Below are 18,131 nucleotides of genomic sequence, written 5' to 3' on the forward strand. Positions count from 1 at the left end.
AACGATGACTGCCGAGGCAGACCGCTTCGCGCTGCGCCTGCACAAGGTCTCCAAGGCCTTTGGCGGGGTGCAGGCGCTGAATGCCGTGGATTTCGAGGTGCGCGCCGGTGAGGTGCATTGCCTTGCCGGAGAGAACGGCTGCGGCAAGTCCACGCTGATCAAGGTGGTGACCGGAGTCCACCGTCCCGAGAGCGCCGAACTGATCGAGCTGTTCGGCGAGGAGGTCCAGAAGATCACGCCGGTTCAGGCCCGGGCGCGCGGTGTCTCGGTGATCTGGCAGGACCTTGCGCTGTTCCCCTACATGAGCGTGGCCGAGAACATCGCATTCGACGATCTGGTCGGGCTGGTGCCGCGCCCGGTGAAGTACCGCGACATGGCGGCAAGGGCAGGGGCGGTTCTTGCGCGGCTCGGCGTGACGCTGGATCTTGGCGCGCCTTTGGGCGATCTGCCCATCGCGCAACGGCAGGTGGTGGCCATCGCCCGCGCGCTGATGAATGACGCGCGGCTGATCTTCATGGATGAACCGACCGCCTCGCTGACGCAGGCAGAGACCGACCGCCTGCTCGACATCGTCCGCAAGCTGTCGGCGGACGGGGTTGCGGTTGTCTTCGTCTCGCACCGGCTGGCCGAGGTGCTGGAGATCGCCGAACGTGTGACCGTGGTGCGCGACGGCAACCTCGTGGGCGTTTACCCGACCGAAGGCATGACGCAGGCCCGGCTGGGCGAACTGATGACAGGCCACCTGATCGACGACACGGTCTCGGCCCGCGACGTGGCGCCCGGCGCGGCAGAGGTCATTGAATGCGAGGGTCTGACCAGACGCGGCGAATTCACCGATGTCTCACTGAAGGTCCGCGCCGGCGAGGTGCTGGGACTGACCGGCCTGATCGGCGCGGGGCGGACGGAACTGGCGCATGTCATGATGGGCATGCGCCCTGCCGACGGCGGCCGGATGCGGCTGGACGGACAGGAGTACGCGCCGCGTTCGATCCGAGAAGCCATAGCGCGCGGCATGGCCTATGTGTCGGAAGACCGGCTTTCGCTGGGCCTGCTGCAGAAGCAGAGCATCGCGGACAACACGGTCATTTCTGTCCTGAAGAGGCTGACGGCTGCAACCGGGCTGATCTCGGACAGCCGCAAGTCGGAACTGGTCCGCCACTGGATCCGGGAACTGGGCGTCAAGATCGGCGCGCCGGAGGATGCCATCTCGACCCTTTCGGGCGGCAACCAGCAGAAGGTCGTGCTGGCGAAATGGCTGGCCACGGAACCGCGGCTCCTGATCCTCGACAGCCCCACCGTGGGTGTCGATGTCGGCGCACGGGCGGGGATCTTCCGCATCGTGCGGGCGCTGGCCGACGAGGGGCTGGCGATCCTGCTGATTTCCGACGAGGTGACGGAGGTCATGCAGAACGCCGACCGTATCCTGCACATGGCCAATGGCCGCATCGTCGGAGAGGTCGACCCGCGCACCATCACCGTCCCCGAACTGGAGGAGCGCATCTATGCGTAACTACACGGTCGAACTCCGCCTTGCGGTGGTGCTGGCGCTTATCTGCGCGGGCCTGTCGCTGGCCGCGCCGCAATTCGCGACCCTGCCGAATATCACCTCGCTGCTGAACAACAGTGCGGTCAACCTGATCTGGGCCGTGGGCCTGCTGGTCGTGCTGGTCGCGGGGGGGATCGATATCTCCTTCGCCGTGGCGTCGTCGGTGGTGCAGTACATCGCGGCCAAGCTGCTGATATCCATGGGCGGCGGCAACTGGCTGTTGGGCTTCCTGTTCTGCGGCTCGCTCGGCATCCTGCTGGGGCTGCTGAACGCCTGGCTGATCCACGGCTTCCGGATCATCTCCATCGTCGTGACCATCGCCACCTTCAACGCCTTCTTCGGGCTGCTGATGTTCTTCACCGGCGGGCGCAACATCTACAACCTGCCGGACTGGTGGACGGCGCGGATCTTCATCTTCGAGCACGAGGGCGCGAACGGTGTCTGGTCGGAGCTGACGCTGCCCGTGGGGATCATGATCGGCTGCGTGATGGCGACCTGGGTTCTGCTCAGGCGCACCAACATCGGCCGGCAACTCTTTGCCTTCGGCGACAACCCGGAAGGCGCGCGTCGGGCTGGTGTCAACATCGCGGTCATGCAGGGCATCGCCTTCGGCTGGATGGGCCTGATGGCCGGGATCGCCGGCCTCTGCCAGGTGAACATCGTGAAGGAGGTCGTGCCCAACGCGCTTTACGGACGGGAGCTCGACGTGCTGGCGGCGGTCGTGCTCGGCGGCGCGCGGCTTGGGGGCGGCAAGGGTACGATCCTCGGCTGCATCCTCGGCGTGATGTTCGTCGCCGTCACGCAGAACGGCCTGAACCTGCTGGGTGTCTCTCCCTTCGCGTTCCAGATGATCATCGGCGCGGCGATCCTGATCGCGATCTCGACCTCGAACATCGACCTGACGCGCGTCCTGCGTCTGTCCAAGACGGAGGCCCGCGCATGATGGCCCGTGCATCGACCTCACCCAAAGTCGCAACAGAGCCCCGCAAGGCGCTGATCGGCAAGGAGAACCTAGGCCTTCTGGCGATGCTTGCCGCGCTGGTGGTTGCCTTCGCGCTGGCCTCTGACCGGTTCCTGACAGCAGCCAACCTCGGCTCCATGGGGTTCCAGATGCCGCTCTTGGGGCTGCTGACGCTGGCCATGCTGGCGCCCATCGTTTCCGGCGGCCTGAACCTTGCCATCGTCTACACGGCGAACATCAGCGGGCTGACGCTGGCCTGGACGCTGATGCAGTTCGGCGGGGCGGAGGCAGGCATCCCCGCCTTCATCCTCGGCTGCGCGCTGGCGCTGGTCGTGGGCGCCGCAGCGGGGGCGACCATGGGGCTTGTCATCGCCTACATCGGCGCGCACCCGATCCTCGTGTCGCTCGCCATGATGATCTTCCTGCGCGGTTTGGGGGAGTTCCTGACCCGTGGCGGCGACATCTCGGGCTTTCCCGGCTACATGAACGTGCTGGGCCACGGGTCCCTCATGGGCATTCCCGTGCCGCTGATCCTGTTTGCCGTCATCGCGCTGGCCTGGCACGTCCTGCTGCGCCGCACGCCGCACGGCTTCTCCGTCTACATGACCGGATCGAACATGCGCGCGGCCGAGTACGCGGGCCTCAACGCCAAGCGCACTCTGGTCCTGATCTACACGCTCTCGGGCATCCTCTGCGCCGTGGCGGGCATCCTCATGGCGGCGCGGTTCAATTCGGTCCGCGTGGGCCATGGCGAGGCGATGCTGCTGATCACCGTGCTTGCCTGCTTCCTCGGCGGGATCGACCCTTTCGGCGGGCATGGCCGAGTGGCCCCCGTCATCCTATCGCTGGTCATCCTCCAGGTGCTGTCCTCCGGGCTGAACCTGATCGGTGCCAACCAGCATCTTGCAACCGCCGTCTGGGGCCTGTTCCTGATCGCCGTCATGGTTCTGCGATCCGACCGGCTGAAACGGGCATTCCGACTTTCGCGAAAGGACACGTAATGGAAGGCTTTGGCGTACACACAAGCATGTGGACGATGAACTGGGACCGCGAGGGCGCCGAACGCGCCGTCGCCGGGGCGAAGGAATACGGGGTCGATTTCATCGAGATCCCGATGCTGCGCCCCTCCGAGGTCGACACCGCACACACCGCCGCGCTGATCGAGAAGAACGGACTGCGCGCGATCTGCTCGCTTGGCCTGCCGGAGCAGTACTGGGCCTCCGTCAACCCGGAAGGCGCCATCGACTACCTGAAGCTGTCGATCGACAAGACCAAGGCCTGCGGCGCGGAGGCACTGTCGGGCGTGACCTTCGGCGGCATCGGCCAGCGCACCGGCACCTGGCCCACACAGGGCGAATACGACAACATCGCCACTGTGCTGGATTCAGCGTCGAAGTATGCGAAACAGGCCGGTCTGCTCTTTGGGATCGAGCCGGTGAACCGCTACGAGAACCACCTCATCAACACCGGCTGGCAGGCGCGCGACATGATCGAGCGTGTGGGCTCCGACAACATCTTCATCCACCTCGACACCTACCACATGAACATCGAGGAGAAGGGTGCCGGCAACGGCATCCTCGATGCGCGCGACTACCTGAAGTACATCCACCTGAGCGAAAGCGACCGCGGCACACCGGGCGAAGGCACTTGCGACTGGGACGAGATCTTTGCAACCCTGAAGGCCATCGACTTCAAGGGGGGACTCGCCATGGAGAGCTTCATCAACATGCCGCCCGAGGTGGGCTTCGGCCTCGCCGTCTGGCGGCCGGTGGCGAAGGATCACGACGAGGTCATGTCGAAGGGCCTGCCGTTCCTGCGCAACAAGGCCGCGCAATACCGGCTGATCTGATGGCCCGCACCGTCGATATGGAGGGCCTCCGCACGGAGGCCCTTGCCCTGTTGGATCGCCCGGGCCGGCAGTTCATAGCCATCGCTGGCGCGCCGGGTTCGGGCAAGAGCACGACCGTCGAGCAACTGTTCGAGGCGCTCGAGGCCAGCCATCCCGGTTTGGCCGCGATCCTGCCGATGGACGGGTTTCATTACGACGACGCGGTTCTGCACGCGATGAACCGCCGCCCGTGGAAGGGCGCGCCGGACACTTTCGACGTGGGCGGACTCGCCTCGGTTTTGGACCGGCTGAAGCCGGGCAGGGAGGTGGTGGCCGTCCCGGTCTTCGACCGAGAGCTGGAAATCTCGCGCGGGTCGGCGCGGCTGATCGGGACGGAGGCGCGGCTCATCCTCTGCGAGGGCAACTACCTGCTGCTGAACCGTGCGCCGTGGGACCGTCTGGCGGGGCGCTTCGACCTGGACGTGACGATCGACGTCCCCGAAGAGGAACTTGCCCGCCGGTTGCGCCGCCGCTGGGTGCACTACAAGCTGACCGAGGAAGAAATCCGGGCGAAGCTGGAGGACAACGACCTCCCGAACGGGCGCACTGTTAGAGCGGAGAGCCGCGAGCCGGACCTCGTTCTGATCCAGACGCGCGCCGGGCAGGACCCGCGGCCCTCCTGACCGCCTGTTTATTGAATGCGGATGCGTCTGTTTGAGGCGGCCTACCGCTCCCGGCACATTGCAGTCCGGGGCCCTCCGGTTGGCCGTTCAGAGGTGCGGTGCGCCTAGCGCGCGGTCGGCGCCGGAGGGCACCTCGTGCATGCGCCCACCGGCCAAGGTATCCCTCACCAGCAGCAGAAGCCGCCGTCCACCAGCAGGTCCACGCCGGTGACGAAGGACGACGCGTTCGACAGCAGGAAAACAGCGGGGCCGACCATCTCGTCGACGCTGGCCATGCGTTGCATTGGCGTCTGGCTTTCGAACTCCTTGGTCTGGTGCACCATCTCGGGCCGGGTGTTCATCGGCGTCGCGGTATAGCCCGGAGAGATCGTGTTGACGCGGATGCCGTGACCGACCCATTCCATCGCGCGCCCCTGTGCTCGGCAGGTCAGCCAGATGCCCTTCATGTTGATGTCCATGAGGGCCTGGTACTGGTCTTCCTCCATCTCCTCGTTCCTGTTGGCGTTGGCGATCCCGGCGGCGTTCAGGCACAAGGTCAGCGGCCCTAATTCGCCTTCGGTCTGCGCCACCGTATCGGTGAAGCGGCGGCGCATTTCCTCGAGGCGACCCTCCAGCCGGGTGAGATCATCGGCGTGTCTAGCTGGTTGGAAACCATCCTGCGGATGGTCGACAACATCCATCCGATGAAGTGTGGCAAGGCGCGCGTTGTGGTGCTGCGCTGGCGTGAACCATTCCCGGCGGCGATTGCTGTGCATCGGATTCGGCGTGGCGAGGTGATTCTCGATCTACTTTGCCGTCGTGTTGGGCGGTGGAAGAGGTGCTCGTATGGGAGGAGTGATTGTCTGCGTGTCATTCAGCATTTTTCATAGGTTTTCGGCCTGTCAGAGACACCTTGACCCGAGCAAAATACAACTCATCCGAAGAGCAGCACTCCGCGGCTGGCCAACAGGTCAGCGGACTGTATCACTCCACCACCTGCAGTGCGCCCAAAGATTAAAGTTGGCGCGCAATTCATTGAATATGCGCGCATACTTGGATCGTTTCGTCTCCCAAAACTCACCGGTTTACAAAAGTGATAAAATAATACTTAATTGATTCACGGAGCGTCAGAAGGCTCCGACAGGGAGGACATCATGACATTCAAGACAACGCTACTGGCGTCCACGCTCGCTATTGCTCCGCTGGCCGCGATGGCCGCAGATCTGACCATCGGTTTCAGCCAGATCGGCTCCGAATCCGGATGGCGCGCGGCAGAGACCACCGTCACCAAGCAGGAAGCCGAAAAGCGCGGCATCGACCTCAAGTTTGCCGACGCGCAGCAGAAGCAGGAGAACCAGATCAAGGCGATCCGCAGCTTCATCGCGCAGGGCGTCGACGCGATCCTCGTGGCCCCCGTGGTCGCCACCGGCTGGGACGAGGTCCTGGAAGAGGCGAAGGACGCGGACATCCCGGTCGTCCTGCTCGACCGCACAGTGGATGCCGACAAGTCGCTCTACCTGACCGCCGTGACCTCCGACCTCGTGCACGAGGGTCGCGTTGCCGGTGAATGGCTGGTGAGCGAGATGGGCGACGAGGAGTGCCGCATCGTCGAACTGCAGGGCACCACCGGTTCGTCGCCCGCCATCGACCGCAAGAAGGGGTTCGAGGAAGGTATCGCCGGCCACGACAACCTGCAGATCGTGCGCAGCCAGACGGGCGATTTCACCCGCGCACAGGGCAAGGTCGTCATGGAAAGCTTCCTGAAGGCCGAGGGCGGAGAGAACATCTGCGCGCTTTACGCCCACAACGACGACATGGCCGTCGGCGCGATCCAGGCGATCAAGGAAGCCGGCCTGAAGCCGGGCGAGGACATCAAGATCGTCGCCATCGACGCGGTGCCGGATGCGCACAAGGCGATTGCCGAGGGCGAGATGAACGCCACCATCGAGCTGACGCCGAACATGGCCGGACCCGCGCTCGACGCGCTGGAGGCCTACCTGGCCGACGGCACCGAGCCGGAGAAATGGATCCAGACCGAATCCAAGCTGTTCACCAGCGAAGACGACAACCAGGCGATCTACGAAATGAAGAAAGACCTGGGTTACTGACTCCTCCGGAGAGTGGGCGCGCTCTCCCTCGTCCGCCGGGCCGATCACGGGCCCGGCGGCATTTCCTTAGGCAGATCCCGGCACCGCCGGTAAGGTTTTCCCATGAAAGACACGCTGACACCCGATGACCGCCCGGTGCTGCGGGCGCGCGGGGTATCCAAGTTCTTCCCCGGCACCATCGCGCTCGACGATGTGGACCTCGCGCTGAGGCCCGGCGAGGTGCATGCACTGCTGGGCGAGAACGGGGCCGGAAAGTCGACGCTGATCAAGTGCCTGACCGGCGCTTATCGGCGCGACGCGGGAGTGATCGAACTGGACGGGCAGGCGGTCGAGCCGCAGTCCACCGCCGACAGCCAGAAGCTGGGCATCGGCACGGTCTACCAGGAGGTCAACCTGCTGCCCAACCTGACCGTGGCCGAGAACCTGTTCCTCGGGCGCCAGCCGATGCGCCTGGGTTTCGTCGCGCGGCGGCGGATGAACCGTGAGGCGCAGGAGGTTCTGGCGGGCTATGGTCTGGACGTCGACCCCGGTGAACCGCTGACCGCCTATTCGGTCGCCATCCAGCAGGTCATCGCCATCGCCCGCGCGGTCGAGATGTCGGGCAAGGTGCTGATCCTCGACGAACCAACGGCCAGCCTCGACCGGGAAGAGGTGCAACTGCTCTTCGGTGTGATCAGGCAACTGACGGCACGCGGGCTGGCGGTGGTCTTCATCACGCACTTCCTCGACCAGGTCTTCGAGATATCGGACCGCGCGACGGTTCTGCGGAACGGCCGCGTCGTGGGCACGGTGAAACTGTCCGAAGTATCGCCGCGCGATGTCATAACAATGATGCTGGGCCGCCAGTTGGAGGCACGGGTCAAGCGCCATGAGGTCGGCCCGGCGGGCAAGGGTCTTGTCGCCATCGACGGGCTGGCCAAGCGCGGCATGATCGAGCCGTTCTCGCTGAACATCCGGGAAGGCGAGGTGGTCGGCCTGGCAGGTCTGCTGGGCTCGGGCCGGACGGAGACGTGCAATCTTATCTTCGGCGCGGTGCAGGCCGACCAGGGACGTATCCTGTTGCGGGACAAGGAGATTTCCGTGTCCCGGCCGCGAGACGCCATCGCCCATCGCTTTGCCCTTTGTCCGGAGGACCGCAAGGTGGACGGCATCGTCGGCGACCTGTCCGTGCGGGACAACATCATCCTTGCGCTGCAGGCGCGGCAGGGCTGGATGCGGCCGATTCCGCGCGCCAAGATCAACGAGATCGCCGAGAGCTATGTGCGGGCGCTGGACATCCGGCTGGCCTCTCTCGATATGCCGATCCGGCTGTTGTCGGGCGGCAACCAGCAGAAGGCGCTGCTCGCGCGCTGGCTGGCGACCAATCCCGATTTCCTCATCCTCGACGAACCCACGCGCGGCATCGATGTGGGCGCCCACGCCGAGATCATCGCCCTGATCGAGCAATTGCGCGCGGACGGCATGGCCCTTCTGGTCGCCTCGTCCGAGCTGGAGGAACTGGTAGCCTACAGCACCCGCGTCGTGGTGCTGCGCGACCGGCAGCAGGTCTCGGAACTGAAGGGCGACGCGATCACGCCCGAAAACATCGTGCGGGCGATTGCGGACGAAGGAGAGGCTGCCTGATGGGACCGAAACCCTCGACACTGAAACGGGTGATGCCGCAGTTGCTGATCCTCGCCGCGGCACTGGCGCTGAACGTGCTGGTCTTCCCGGAGTTCTTCCACATCGACTTCCGCAACGGGCGCCTGTTCGGCAACATCGTGGACGTGCTGAACCGGGGTGCGCCGGTTGCTCTGCTGTGCATCGGCATGACGCTGGTCATCGCGACCCGCGGCATCGACCTGTCAGTGGGCGCGGTCATGGCCATCGCGGGCGCCGTGGCGGCGTCGATGGTGGTCAACGGGCATGGCTGGGTCACGGCGCTTCTGGCCGCGCTCGGCGCTGGCGGGATCTGCGGGCTGTGGAACGGGTTCCTCGTCGCGGTGCTGCGGATTCAGCCCATCGTCGCGACGCTGGTCCTGATGGTGGCCGGGCGCGGCATCGCGCAGCTTGTCACCGAAGGGAAAATCCTGACCTTCTCCGACCCCGGTCTGATCCATCTGGGCGCGGGTGTCGTCGCAGGCATCCCCACGCCGATCCTCATTTGGGTGTCGCTGGGCCTGCTGGTCGCCTGGGCCGTGCGCAAGACGGCGCTGGGGATGCTGATCGAGGCCATCGGGATCAACGAACGATCCTCGCGGCTGGCCGGGATCAACAGCCGTGTCCTGCTGATCTGCGTCTACACGGTGTCCGGCCTCTGCGCCGCGCTGGCGGGGGTGATCGTCGCCGCCGACATCAAGGGCGCCGACGCGAACAACGCCGGTCTCTGGCTGGAGCTGGACGCGATCCTTGCGGTGGTCATCGGCGGCAACTCCCTTCTGGGCGGGCGGTTCTCGATCCTCGCCTCGCTGATCGGGGCGCTGATCATCCAGTCCGTCAACTCGGTCATCCTGCTTTCGGGCATGCCGCCGGAGTTCAACCTCGTGATCAAGGCGGTGCTGATCCTCTGCATCCTGGTCATCCAGTCGCCGCGGATCGGCAACCTGGTCTACATCCTGCGCGCGTCCGGGCCGCAACCGCAGCCCGACCGGCCCGCAATACCCGAAAAGGAGGCGGCGCGATGATCCGTTCCACCCATCTGCCCCTGCTGGTGACGCTTGCCACCTTCGTCCTGGCCTATGCGCTCTGCGCCGCGGCCTATCCGGCGATGCTCTCGACACGGGTGATGTCAAACCTGCTGACCGACAACGCTTTCCTCGGGATCGCGGCGGTGGGGATGACCTTCGTCATCCTTTCGGGCGGGATCGACCTGTCCATCGGGTCGGTGATCGCCTTCACCGGCGTCTTCCTCGCCGTCGTCCTGCGCGACACCTCCATGCACCCGCTGGTGGCCTTCGTGCTCGTGCTGTGCATCACGACCGGGTTCGGCGCGGCCATGGGGGCCACGATCCACTACCTCGAGATGCCGCCGTTCATCGTCACGCTGGCGGGCATGTTCCTGGCCCGTGGCGCCGCCTATGTCCTGTCGACCGAAAGCGTGCCGATCACGCACGAGTTCTACGACACGTTGCAGGGCCTCTACTGGAAGGCGCCCGGTGGCGGGCGGTTTCGGCTGATCGGCGGCGTCATGGTCCTGACCTTCATCGTCGGCATAATCGTCGCCCACCGCACCCGCTTCGGCCAGAACGTTTATGCGCTTGGCGGAGGAGAGCAGGCGGCGCGGCTGATGGGCGTTCCGCAGGCGCTGACCACCGTCGGCATATATGCGACATCGGGGTGCCTAGCGGGGCTGTCTGGCATCGTCTTCTCGCTCTATACATCCGCCGGGTACTCACTCGCGACGGTGGGCGTGGAACTGGATGCCATCGCGGCGGTGGTGATCGGGGGCACGCTGCTGACCGGGGGATACGGCTTTGTGGGGGGGACGTTCTTCGGCATCCTCATCATGGGCCTGATCCAGACCTACATCGTGTTCGACGGAACGCTGTCGAGCTGGTGGACCAAGATCGTGATCGGAGGGCTGCTGTTCGCATTCATCCTCCTGCAGAAAGGACTGACGTGGGCAACGCAGGCAAAGGCGACCCGGGCAAGACGACGAACAGCGACTGGCTCCGCCGCTCTCTCATGACCCTGATGCAGGCCGGGGGCGGGGCGGAGCGCGCGTCGAACCACACGGCCTTCGTGGTGGAACAACTTGGCCGGGCCATCGTCGCCGGGGAATACCCGGCGGACACCATGATCCCGCTCGATCCCGACCTGTGCGAGATGTTCGGCGTGTCGCGGACCGTCGTGCGCGAGGCAAAGAAGACCCTGATCGCGAAGGGCCTGATCCAGTCCAAGGCCAAGGTCGGCACGCATGTGCGGCCCGCCGACGAATGGAACATGTTCGACCAGGACGTGATGCGGTGGCATGCGGCGGTGAAGAACCCGACCCGGTTCTACGAGGAACTGTTCGAGATCCGGATGATCTTCGAACCCGCCGCCGCCGCGCAGGCCGCCGGGCGGGTGAACCAGCTGGGGTGCGAGGAGCTCTATCGCCTGTGCGACCAGATCGCCGCCGCCACCAGCCGGGCGGATTTCGCGCTGGCCGATTACGCCTTTCACAAGCAGGTCCTGAAGATGTCGGGCAACCGGTTCCTGCAGTCGCTGGGCGACCTCGTGCAGACGGCGCTCTATTCGCTGTTCATGTCGGAGTCGAACCGCGACTATGCCGACCGGCGCGAAAGCGTGGCCGAACATCACCGGGCCATCGTCGCGGCCATCGCCTCTGGCACCCCGGACGCCGCGCGAGAGGCCATGGGCCGCGTGATCCATGACGGCTACTGGAACGCCATCCCTGCCGGACGCGCCGCGGGGGGCTGACCGGAGGGTGCTGCGGGCGTTCTCCCGAGCTCAATGCTTCGGGACGGTCGAGGTCGTCACGTCTCCAGATATCGGGCGATGACGTCCACCTCTTCCGCCGCACCGAAGACGAGCGGCACGTTTTCATGCGGATCGGCGGGGACGTGGTCGAGGATGCGGCGCTTGCCATCGGTGGCCTTGCCGCCCGCGGCTTCCATGAGAAAGGCGATGGGGACGGCCTCATAGGCCAGGCGCAGGCGTCCGTTCTCGTAGCCTTTCCTCCGGTCGGCGGGGTACAGGAACGCACCCCCCTGCAGGACGATGCGGTGGAGTTCGCCCACGGCGGCGGCCAGCCAGCGCATGTTGAAGTCGCGCCCGCGCGGCCCGTCCTTGCCAAGCCGCAGATCCCGTGCCCAGGCTTGCAGGCCCTCGGGCCAGTGACGCTCGTTCGAGGCGTTGTAGGCGATGGTCGAGGTGGTGGGTTTGATCCTCAGGTCACGTGCCGCTTCGCGGAAGTCCTGCCCGTCGAAGGTGAAGACCTGTATGCCTTGGCCAAGCGTATACCCGAAGTCCAGGGAATGCCCGAAGGAGGCATAGCCGGAGGCCACGGCCTCGGAACCGGGGCGGGCGAAGGTCACCGGGCCGGTCGGGTAGATGACAAACAGCATACCCAGCGGCGCGCCGATCCCGATGGAGCCGGAGCCGTCTATGGGGTCGATGGCGATATCGTACCCGCCATCGGGGTCGAGGGTTTCGACCGCCACCGCCTCTTCCGACAACAGGTGGCGGACGCCGCATCCGCGCAGCTCGGCGAGGATGTGATCATGGGCGCCCACGTCCAGCGCTTTTTGCGCATCGCCGCTGTCGTTGGTCCCGACCAGAGCCGCCGGATCGCCCGGCAACCGGCCGGCCGCAAGGCGCGCGGCGATGGCGGGCAGGGCGTGGGCAAGGGCGTTGACGATCCGCCCCACGCCGTTCTCCGGCAGGCAGGCGGGCAGGATCGGGGCGGTGGAAATCATGTCGTCGGGCAGGGTCAGCATGGGCACTCCGGTCGCAGGCAAACGGGCAGGGGTGTGACCGTTCGCAGGGGCCATATCACGCCGGGCTGAAGAAGGGGGATGTTTCGTGCGGGCCGGCCAGACGGCGGTTGCCGCGGCCCACGAGGACGAATTCGGCGCCATCCCTGCCCGGAAACGACACGGCGCGGGCTCCCGGCCAAACGCCAGGAGCCGGGTTTGTCAGCCGTTCACCACCGCAAGTTCAGGGCGCGGCAGGGCGATGTCGAACACACCACGCACCGCGCGCGCCGCTTCCGCGCCCTTGGTCACGAAGTGCTCCTGGTAGAAGCCGGTCAGCAGCTCCGTCTCCTGGTAGTTGTGGGGCGTCAGCGACACGCTGAAGACCGGCACATCGGTCTGCATCTGCGCCTCCATCAGCCCCTTGACCACGGCGTCGGCCACAAAGTCATGCCGGTAGATACCGCCGTCGACGACGAAAGCCGCGGCCACCACCGCGTCGTAGCGCCCGGTCTTGGCCAGCCGCTTGGCCAGCAGCGGCATCTCGAAGGCGCCGGGCACGTCGTAGGCGTCGACCTGTGCGCCGGGAAGCTGCGTCCTGGCCTCGGCCAGAAAACCCTCGTGCGCGCGGTCGACGATGTCTGCGTGCCAGCGCGCGCGAATGAAGGCGATGCGTTTGTTTGAGAAGTCAGTCATGTCGGAACCCTCCGTTTGATACAAAAGGTCCCAAGGCTTACGGCCGTACGGAACCGTCAGGTCCCGTCCGTCGCGTCTCTTCCATCCGGACTTTCACCGTCGGCCCCGGAGTTCCACCGGATCTGCTTGACCCCCTCCGAAAGGAGGGGCGCTCGCGGGCTGTCACCGCCGGTGGGGAATTTCACCCCGCCCTGAGAACGCGGCCAAATTAACTGCTGTGACGGGAGATTCCAGTGTGAAACCGTCAGGCCTGGGCATTTTCGCGACGGCGGGAGGCAGGTGTACCAGATCGTAGGGCATAAAGAGTTTGCAGGCAGTCGGGATCGGTGCTCAACCTATGCCGGGTCACGCGGCGCGTTCTGTGCGCGTTCGACGCTCCCGGCCGGCCGCTCTGATCGTGCGAAACATCTTGAGAAGGCGGGCCGGAGGGGGTGGCGCAAACACCCGGTTTCGGGGCAGACATGAATCGGGCGGATCGGACGCCCGCCGCCATACGCAAGGAGGTCACATGCGATATCACAGTCCCACCAGTTTCACGGACGCCGCGGGCATTGCCGCGGGGGCTTCCGGGCTGACGCGGTTCCTTGCCGGCGGGACGGACGTCCTCGTGCAGATGCGTGCGGGCATGGTGCAGCCGGACGACCTGATCGACCTCAAGAAGATCGCCGGCGTCAGCGAGATCACTCCCACGGATGACGGTGGTTGGCGCATCGGGGTTGCGGTGCCCGGCATCGCGCTTGGTGCGCATGCGGGGCTGAAGGGTGCCTGGCCCGGGGTGGTCGAGGGCATGGAACTGGTGGGATCGACCCAGATCCAGGGCCGCGCGACGCTTGCGGGAAACCTGTGCAACGGGTCGCCCGCGGCGGACTCGGTGCCGGGCCTCGTTGCCGCCGGTGCGACGGTCGAGATCACCGGTCCCGACGGCACGCGTACAATGTCGGTGGAAGAGATCCCCGCCGGACCCGGCAAGACGAACCTCGGCAAAGGCGAGCTGATCAGCGCGATCCTGCTTCCGGCGCGGGGACAGCACGGCGGCGACGCCTACCTGCGGTTCATCCCGCGAACAGAGATGGACATCGCCGTGGTCGGCTGCGCGGTCAACCTGACCCTCGACGGGGACAAGGTGAAATCGGCGCGCATCGCGCTGGGGGCCGTGGCGCCCACGGTCATCCTCGTGCCTGAGGCGGCAGAGGCGATCGTCGGCACGACGCTCGACGACGATGCCATCGCCGCGCTCGAAGCCGCGGCCCGGGGTTCGGCAAAACCGATCAGTGACAAGCGCGGGACCACGGAGTTCCGCGTCGACGTCGCGGGTGTCCTTGCGAAGCGCGCCGCGCGCATCGCCTACGCCCGCGCGAAAGGAGAACAGGCATGAGCAAGATCCATGTGACAACGACGATCAACGGCGATCCGGTCGAATTCCTCGCCGACCCGCGTGAAACGCTGCTGGACTGCCTGCGCGACAAGGTGGGGCTGACCGGCTCCAAGGAAGGCTGTGGGACGGGCGACTGCGGCGCCTGCAGCGTCGAGCTGGACGGGACACTGGTGTGCTCCTGCCTGGTGCTGGGTGTGGAGGCGGACGGCAAGTCAGTGTCTACCATTGAAGGCATGGCATCGGACGACGAGCTGCATCCGCTGCAGCGCAAGTTCATCGAACACGCGGCGCTTCAGTGCGGGTTCTGCACGCCGGGCATCCTCGTTGCGGCGAAGTCACTGCTGGCGAAGAACGCGGACCCGACCGAGGAAGAAGTGCGGTATTGGCTGGCGGGCAACCTGTGCCGCTGTACCGGCTACGACAAGATCGTGCGCGCCGTGATGGATGCGGCGGCTGAAATGCGTCAGGAGGTGGCGTGATGGCGAAAGACGGATTGAACGAATTCAAGCTGGTCGGCACGCGTCCTGACCGTCCCGACGGTCTCGACAAGGTGACGGGCCGGGCGCGGTACGGCGCGGACTTCTCTTTGCCGGGGATGCTGTGGGGCGCGGTCGTGCGCTCGCCGCATGCGCATGCGAAGATCGTGAAGATCGACGCGACCAAGGCGCTCGCAATGGAAGGCGTGAAGGCCGTGGTGACCCGCGCCGACTTCCCCACCGGACTGACCGGCGAGGACTGGGACCTTCAGGAAAACACCATCGCGGGGGAGAAGGCCCTGTATGACGGGCATGCCGTTGCCGCGGTGGCCGCCACGTCGAAGCTGATCGCCGAAGATGCCGCACGGCTGATCGAGGTCGAATACGAGGTCCTGCCGCATGTCATCGACGTCGACGACGCGATGGCCGAGGGCGCGCCGGTGATCCGCGAAGGCGCCGCCGATCCGACCGTTCCCGAAGGACTGCATCCCAACGTGGTCAAGTACATCGAATTCGGGCACGGCGACGTCGAGAAGGGCTTTGCTGACGCCGACCTCGTGCGGGAAAAGTCCTACAAGACCGAGGCGACCCACCAGGGCTACATCGAGCCGCACGCCTGCGTCGGCCAGATGGGCCGCGACGACAAGGGCGAGATGTGGGTCTGCACACAGGGCCAGTGGTTCATCCGCAAGATGTGCACCGCCGTGCTGGGCGTCGAGGCCTCGCAACTGCGGGTGACGCCGTCGGAAATCGGCGGCGGCTTCGGCGGCAAGACCACGATCTTCATGGAGCCGCTGTCGCTGGCGCTGTCGCGCAAGGCGGGCGGGCGTCCGGTCAAGATCGTCATGAGCCGGTCCGAGGTGCTGCGCGCCACGGGGCCGACCGCCTCGGCGTCGATGGATGTCAAGATCGGCATGAAGAAGGACGGCACCATCACCGGCGCCCGGGCGGAGTTCCGGATGCAGGGCGGCGCCTTCCCGGGCGCGCCTGTGGACATGGCGCTCTATTGTGCCTTCGCGGGCTACAAGCTCGAGAACGTCCAGCACATCGGCTACGACGTGCTGGCGAACCGTCCGAAATGTGCGGCCTACCGTGCACCGGGGTCGCCCATGGCCGCCTTCGCCGTCGAGAGCCTTGTCGACGAGATGGCCGCCGAGCTGGGACTCGACCCCATCGCCGTCCGTGAAACCAACGCGGTGCGGTCCGGGGACAAGTCGTCCTACGGGCCCAAGTTCGGCTCCATCGGTCTGGTCGAGGTGCTGGACGCGCTGAAAGAGCACCCGAACCTGAAGGCGGAGCTGGGGAAAAACCAGGGCCGCGGCATTGCCGTGGGCTACTGGTTCAACCACAACGGCGAAACCTCGGTGTCGATGGCGATCGGCGAGGACGGCACCGCGCAGGTGTCGATCGGCACGCCGGACATCGGCGGCAGCCGGGCCTCCGTCGCGCTGATGGTCGCGGAGACGCTGGGCATCCCCTACGAGGACGTGCGCGTCAACGTGGTGGAGACCGGCGCGCTTGGTGTGAACGAGCCGACCCACGGCAGCCGCGCCACCTTTGCCACCGGCAAGGCCGCGGTGGAGGCCACGGGCCATGCCATCAAGGAGATGTGCCGCCGCGCCGCCGCCGAATGGGGCATCGACGAGGACGCGGTGGAATGGGTGGACGGTGCCGCCCAGCCCGCAGGTCCCAACGCGGGCAAGTTCCCCCCGATGACCATCAAGGAAATCGCAGGCAACATGGGCAGCACCGGCGGTCCGATCTCCGGTCACCATGAATCTGTGCCGGACGGTGTCGGCGCCTCCTTCGGGGCGCATGCCGTGGATCTGGAGGTCGATCCGGAAACCGGGCGCGTGACGATCCTGCGCTATCTCGTCGTGCAGGACGCAGGGAGGGCGATCCACCCGTCCTACGTCGAGGGCCAGTACCAGGGCGGCGCGGCGCAAGGCATCGGCTGGGCGCTGAACGAGGAATACGTCTACGACGACAAGGGTCGGCTGGCGAACCCGGTGTTCCTCGACTACCGCGTGCCGGTGGCCTCGGACCTGCCGATGATCGACACGGTCATCGTCGAAGTGCCGAACCCCGGCCACCCGTTCGGTGTGCGCGGTGTGGGCGAGACGGGCATCACCCCGCCGCTGCCGGCCATCGCCAACGCCATTGCGGATGCGGTGGGGGTGCGCATGACGCATCTTCCGATCAACCCGCCGAAGCTCCTCGCGGCGCTGAAGGCGCGCTGATGGCGCAGGTCACGGTCCACCTGTGGTCCGGCCTGCGGCGTCTGACTGACGGCGCCGAAGCGGTCGAGGTCGAGGCCTCGACCGTGGGCGAGGCACTGGATGCGCTGGCAACGGCGCATCCGGGCGTCAAACCCGTGCTGGATGCGGGCGTCTCCGTCGTCATCGACGGCGAGATGACCACCTCCCGCCATCAGCAGGTCACACCTGAGAACGAGATCTACCTTATGCAGCGTCTCAAGGGCGGCTGACACACGCTGTCCATGTCAAGAGCGCGTCTCAAAGAGGCCGACCACTTGCGGGTCGGCCCTTTTGCTTATCCAGACAAAGCTCCGACGCGCAGTGTATGGCGCCATCGGAAACCGGGGCATGACGGAAACTGGAGCAACGGAAACGGCCTGCTTTTCTTGTCCGATGACCGACAGGCTGGACGGCAAACGGATCTTTGCTTGCCCTATTCAGGGATGAGCGACTGACCGATTCTCCCCGCAGTTGCGTGGCGCTGCCCAATTTGCAGACGTCGGGCAAGTTCAAAGTTAATGTTTGAGCAAGAAAAAAACCTTGGTTCGTGAGACGCCCTGACCTAGGGTAAGCCGATAGATTCATCGCTTATTGTCGATGGCTGCTCTTCGCTCTTGTTTTCCAGTGTAAGTTTGGTGCGCAATTTTTATGCGCGATCAATTAGTTAGACGGCAGACGTCGGCACACTGTCCGAGGGAGACTTCGATGGCACTGCCGTTCGAACCGCGTTCCAGCAAGCGCGAGAAGCGTTCCACTGCATCTTGGGATCAGGCTTTTTCCTGGTTTACCGACCTCGGGACACGATCTTTCCGAAGGACCAGGCGC

The 18,131-nt window shown here is 65.7% G+C and carries 18 protein-coding genes and 1 riboswitch; of the genes, 15 read left to right on the forward strand and 3 right to left on the reverse strand.

What is annotated here, in order from left to right; translation table 11 throughout:
* The first annotated feature begins 4 nt into the window (after positions 1–4).
* The 5 genes from CDO87_RS20925 to CDO87_RS20945 are packed head-to-tail and all read left to right on the forward strand — an operon-like array spanning position 5 to position 5,018.
* The gene (locus tag CDO87_RS20925; protein ID WP_100930576.1) at positions 5–1,510 is read left to right on the forward strand and encodes a sugar ABC transporter ATP-binding protein; all 1,506 of its coding nucleotides are present in this window, start codon (positions 5–7) and stop codon (positions 1,508–1,510) included.
* The gene (locus tag CDO87_RS20930; protein ID WP_100930577.1) at positions 1,503–2,489 is read left to right on the forward strand and encodes an ABC transporter permease; all 987 of its coding nucleotides are present in this window, start codon (positions 1,503–1,505) and stop codon (positions 2,487–2,489) included. The genes CDO87_RS20925 and CDO87_RS20930 overlap by 8 nt, the downstream gene beginning before the upstream one ends.
* On the forward strand, positions 2,486–3,508 hold the full coding sequence (locus CDO87_RS20935; RefSeq protein ID WP_254698227.1) for an ABC transporter permease: 1,023 nt from the start codon (positions 2,486–2,488) through the stop codon (positions 3,506–3,508). Before CDO87_RS20930 ends, CDO87_RS20935 begins: the two co-directional genes overlap by 4 nt.
* Positions 3,508–4,356: a sugar phosphate isomerase/epimerase gene (locus CDO87_RS20940; RefSeq protein WP_100930578.1), complete on the forward strand. Its 849-nt coding sequence runs from the start codon at positions 3,508–3,510 to the stop codon at positions 4,354–4,356. Before CDO87_RS20935 ends, CDO87_RS20940 begins: the two co-directional genes overlap by 1 nt.
* A complete protein-coding gene (locus tag CDO87_RS20945; RefSeq protein ID WP_100930579.1) occupies positions 4,356–5,018 on the forward strand; it encodes a nucleoside/nucleotide kinase family protein in 663 nt (220 codons plus the stop codon). Before CDO87_RS20940 ends, CDO87_RS20945 begins: the two co-directional genes overlap by 1 nt.
* Positions 5,019–5,182: 164 nt before the next feature.
* Here the strand turns inward: CDO87_RS20945 and CDO87_RS20950 are convergent, their stop codons facing one another.
* Complete coding sequence (locus CDO87_RS20950) at positions 5,183–5,698, reverse strand: SDR family oxidoreductase (protein WP_254698231.1); 516 nt, start codon at positions 5,696–5,698, stop codon at positions 5,183–5,185.
* On the opposite strand from CDO87_RS20950, the gene CDO87_RS27610 reads away from it, so the two are divergent.
* The 6 genes from CDO87_RS27610 to CDO87_RS20980 all read left to right on the forward strand — a co-directional run bounded on the left by CDO87_RS27610 (position 5,642) and on the right by CDO87_RS20980 (position 11,506).
* The gene (locus CDO87_RS27610) at positions 5,642–5,887 is read left to right on the forward strand and encodes a hypothetical protein (RefSeq protein WP_254698446.1); all 246 of its coding nucleotides are present in this window, start codon (positions 5,642–5,644) and stop codon (positions 5,885–5,887) included. The two genes, CDO87_RS20950 and CDO87_RS27610, sit on opposite strands and share 57 nt — an antisense overlap.
* 264 nt (positions 5,888–6,151) lie before the next feature.
* Positions 6,152–7,105: a galactofuranose ABC transporter, galactofuranose-binding protein YtfQ gene (ytfQ, locus tag CDO87_RS20960; RefSeq protein WP_100930580.1), complete on the forward strand. Its 954-nt coding sequence runs from the start codon at positions 6,152–6,154 to the stop codon at positions 7,103–7,105.
* A gap of 102 nt (positions 7,106–7,207) precedes the next feature.
* Positions 7,208–8,728 (forward strand): sugar ABC transporter ATP-binding protein, encoded by a 1,521-nt coding sequence (locus CDO87_RS20965; RefSeq protein ID WP_100930581.1) that lies wholly within the window; start codon positions 7,208–7,210, stop codon positions 8,726–8,728.
* On the forward strand, positions 8,728–9,768 hold the full coding sequence (locus CDO87_RS20970; protein ID WP_100930582.1) for an ABC transporter permease: 1,041 nt from the start codon (positions 8,728–8,730) through the stop codon (positions 9,766–9,768). The genes CDO87_RS20965 and CDO87_RS20970 overlap by 1 nt, the downstream gene beginning before the upstream one ends.
* Positions 9,765–10,772: a galactofuranose ABC transporter, permease protein YjfF gene (gene yjfF / locus CDO87_RS20975; protein WP_198521774.1), complete on the forward strand. Its 1,008-nt coding sequence runs from the start codon at positions 9,765–9,767 to the stop codon at positions 10,770–10,772. The genes CDO87_RS20970 and yjfF overlap by 4 nt, the downstream gene beginning before the upstream one ends.
* Entirely contained in the window at positions 10,769–11,506 is a 738-nt protein-coding gene (locus CDO87_RS20980) for a FadR/GntR family transcriptional regulator (RefSeq protein ID WP_100931067.1), read from the forward strand. Before yjfF ends, CDO87_RS20980 begins: the two co-directional genes overlap by 4 nt.
* 56 nt (positions 11,507–11,562) lie before the next feature.
* On the opposite strand, the gene CDO87_RS20985 is transcribed toward CDO87_RS20980, so the two are convergent.
* Both CDO87_RS20985 and CDO87_RS20990 read right to left on the reverse strand, forming a co-directional pair.
* The gene (locus CDO87_RS20985; protein WP_100930583.1) at positions 11,563–12,525 is read right to left on the reverse strand and encodes a class 1 fructose-1,6-bisphosphatase; all 963 of its coding nucleotides are present in this window, start codon (positions 12,523–12,525) and stop codon (positions 11,563–11,565) included.
* Positions 12,526–12,723: 198 nt separating this feature from the next.
* Positions 12,724–13,197, reverse strand: coding sequence for a 6,7-dimethyl-8-ribityllumazine synthase (locus CDO87_RS20990; RefSeq protein ID WP_100930584.1), 474 nt, complete (start codon positions 13,195–13,197; stop codon positions 12,724–12,726).
* 70 nt (positions 13,198–13,267) lie between these two features.
* A riboswitch (FMN riboswitch) is annotated at positions 13,268–13,400 on the reverse strand.
* Positions 13,401–13,705: 305 nt separating this feature from the next.
* Between CDO87_RS20990 and CDO87_RS20995 the strand changes: the two genes are divergently transcribed.
* The 4 genes from CDO87_RS20995 to CDO87_RS21010 are packed head-to-tail and all read left to right on the forward strand — an operon-like array spanning position 13,706 to position 17,536.
* Complete coding sequence (locus CDO87_RS20995; RefSeq protein WP_100930585.1) at positions 13,706–14,572, forward strand: xanthine dehydrogenase family protein subunit M; 867 nt, start codon at positions 13,706–13,708, stop codon at positions 14,570–14,572.
* A complete protein-coding gene (locus CDO87_RS21000; RefSeq protein ID WP_100930586.1) occupies positions 14,569–15,051 on the forward strand; it encodes a (2Fe-2S)-binding protein in 483 nt (160 codons plus the stop codon). Before CDO87_RS20995 ends, CDO87_RS21000 begins: the two co-directional genes overlap by 4 nt.
* Positions 15,051–17,288, forward strand: coding sequence for a xanthine dehydrogenase family protein molybdopterin-binding subunit (locus CDO87_RS21005; protein WP_100930587.1), 2,238 nt, complete (start codon positions 15,051–15,053; stop codon positions 17,286–17,288). Before CDO87_RS21000 ends, CDO87_RS21005 begins: the two co-directional genes overlap by 1 nt.
* Positions 17,288–17,536, forward strand: coding sequence for a MoaD/ThiS family protein (locus tag CDO87_RS21010; protein ID WP_100930588.1), 249 nt, complete (start codon positions 17,288–17,290; stop codon positions 17,534–17,536). Before CDO87_RS21005 ends, CDO87_RS21010 begins: the two co-directional genes overlap by 1 nt.
* Positions 17,537–18,131 lie beyond the last annotated feature (595 nt).

It is taken from the genome of Sagittula sp. P11 (assembly GCF_002814095.1).
Taxonomy (GTDB): Bacteria; Pseudomonadota; Alphaproteobacteria; order Rhodobacterales; family Rhodobacteraceae; genus Sagittula.

Excerpts from the sequence above, each read along its gene's own strand:
- CDO87_RS20985 (WP_100930583.1), bottom strand. The coding sequence starts at position 12,525 with ATGCTGACCCTGCCCGACGACATGATTTCCACCGCCCCGATCCTGCCC.
- CDO87_RS20970 (WP_100930582.1), top strand. The coding sequence starts at position 8,728 with ATGGGACCGAAACCCTCGACACTGAAACGGGTGATGCCGCAGTTGCTG.
- CDO87_RS21005 (WP_100930587.1), top strand. The coding sequence starts at position 15,051 with ATGGCGAAAGACGGATTGAACGAATTCAAGCTGGTCGGCACGCGTCCT.
- CDO87_RS20965 (WP_100930581.1), top strand. The coding sequence starts at position 7,208 with ATGAAAGACACGCTGACACCCGATGACCGCCCGGTGCTGCGGGCGCGC.
- CDO87_RS20990 (WP_100930584.1), bottom strand. The coding sequence starts at position 13,197 with ATGACTGACTTCTCAAACAAACGCATCGCCTTCATTCGCGCGCGCTGG.
- CDO87_RS21000 (WP_100930586.1), top strand. The coding sequence starts at position 14,569 with ATGAGCAAGATCCATGTGACAACGACGATCAACGGCGATCCGGTCGAA.
- CDO87_RS20950 (WP_254698231.1), bottom strand. The coding sequence starts at position 5,698 with ATGGATGTTGTCGACCATCCGCAGGATGGTTTCCAACCAGCTAGACAC.
- CDO87_RS20930 (WP_100930577.1), top strand. The coding sequence starts at position 1,503 with ATGCGTAACTACACGGTCGAACTCCGCCTTGCGGTGGTGCTGGCGCTT.
- CDO87_RS20945 (WP_100930579.1), top strand. The coding sequence starts at position 4,356 with ATGGCCCGCACCGTCGATATGGAGGGCCTCCGCACGGAGGCCCTTGCC.
- yjfF (WP_198521774.1), top strand. The coding sequence starts at position 9,765 with ATGATCCGTTCCACCCATCTGCCCCTGCTGGTGACGCTTGCCACCTTC.
- CDO87_RS21010 (WP_100930588.1), top strand. The coding sequence starts at position 17,288 with ATGGCGCAGGTCACGGTCCACCTGTGGTCCGGCCTGCGGCGTCTGACT.
- ytfQ (WP_100930580.1), top strand. The coding sequence starts at position 6,152 with ATGACATTCAAGACAACGCTACTGGCGTCCACGCTCGCTATTGCTCCG.
- CDO87_RS20935 (WP_254698227.1), top strand. The coding sequence starts at position 2,486 with ATGATGGCCCGTGCATCGACCTCACCCAAAGTCGCAACAGAGCCCCGC.
- CDO87_RS20980 (WP_100931067.1), top strand. The coding sequence starts at position 10,769 with ATGACCCTGATGCAGGCCGGGGGCGGGGCGGAGCGCGCGTCGAACCAC.
- CDO87_RS20995 (WP_100930585.1), top strand. The coding sequence starts at position 13,706 with ATGCGATATCACAGTCCCACCAGTTTCACGGACGCCGCGGGCATTGCC.
- CDO87_RS20925 (WP_100930576.1), top strand. The coding sequence starts at position 5 with ATGACTGCCGAGGCAGACCGCTTCGCGCTGCGCCTGCACAAGGTCTCC.
- CDO87_RS20940 (WP_100930578.1), top strand. The coding sequence starts at position 3,508 with ATGGAAGGCTTTGGCGTACACACAAGCATGTGGACGATGAACTGGGAC.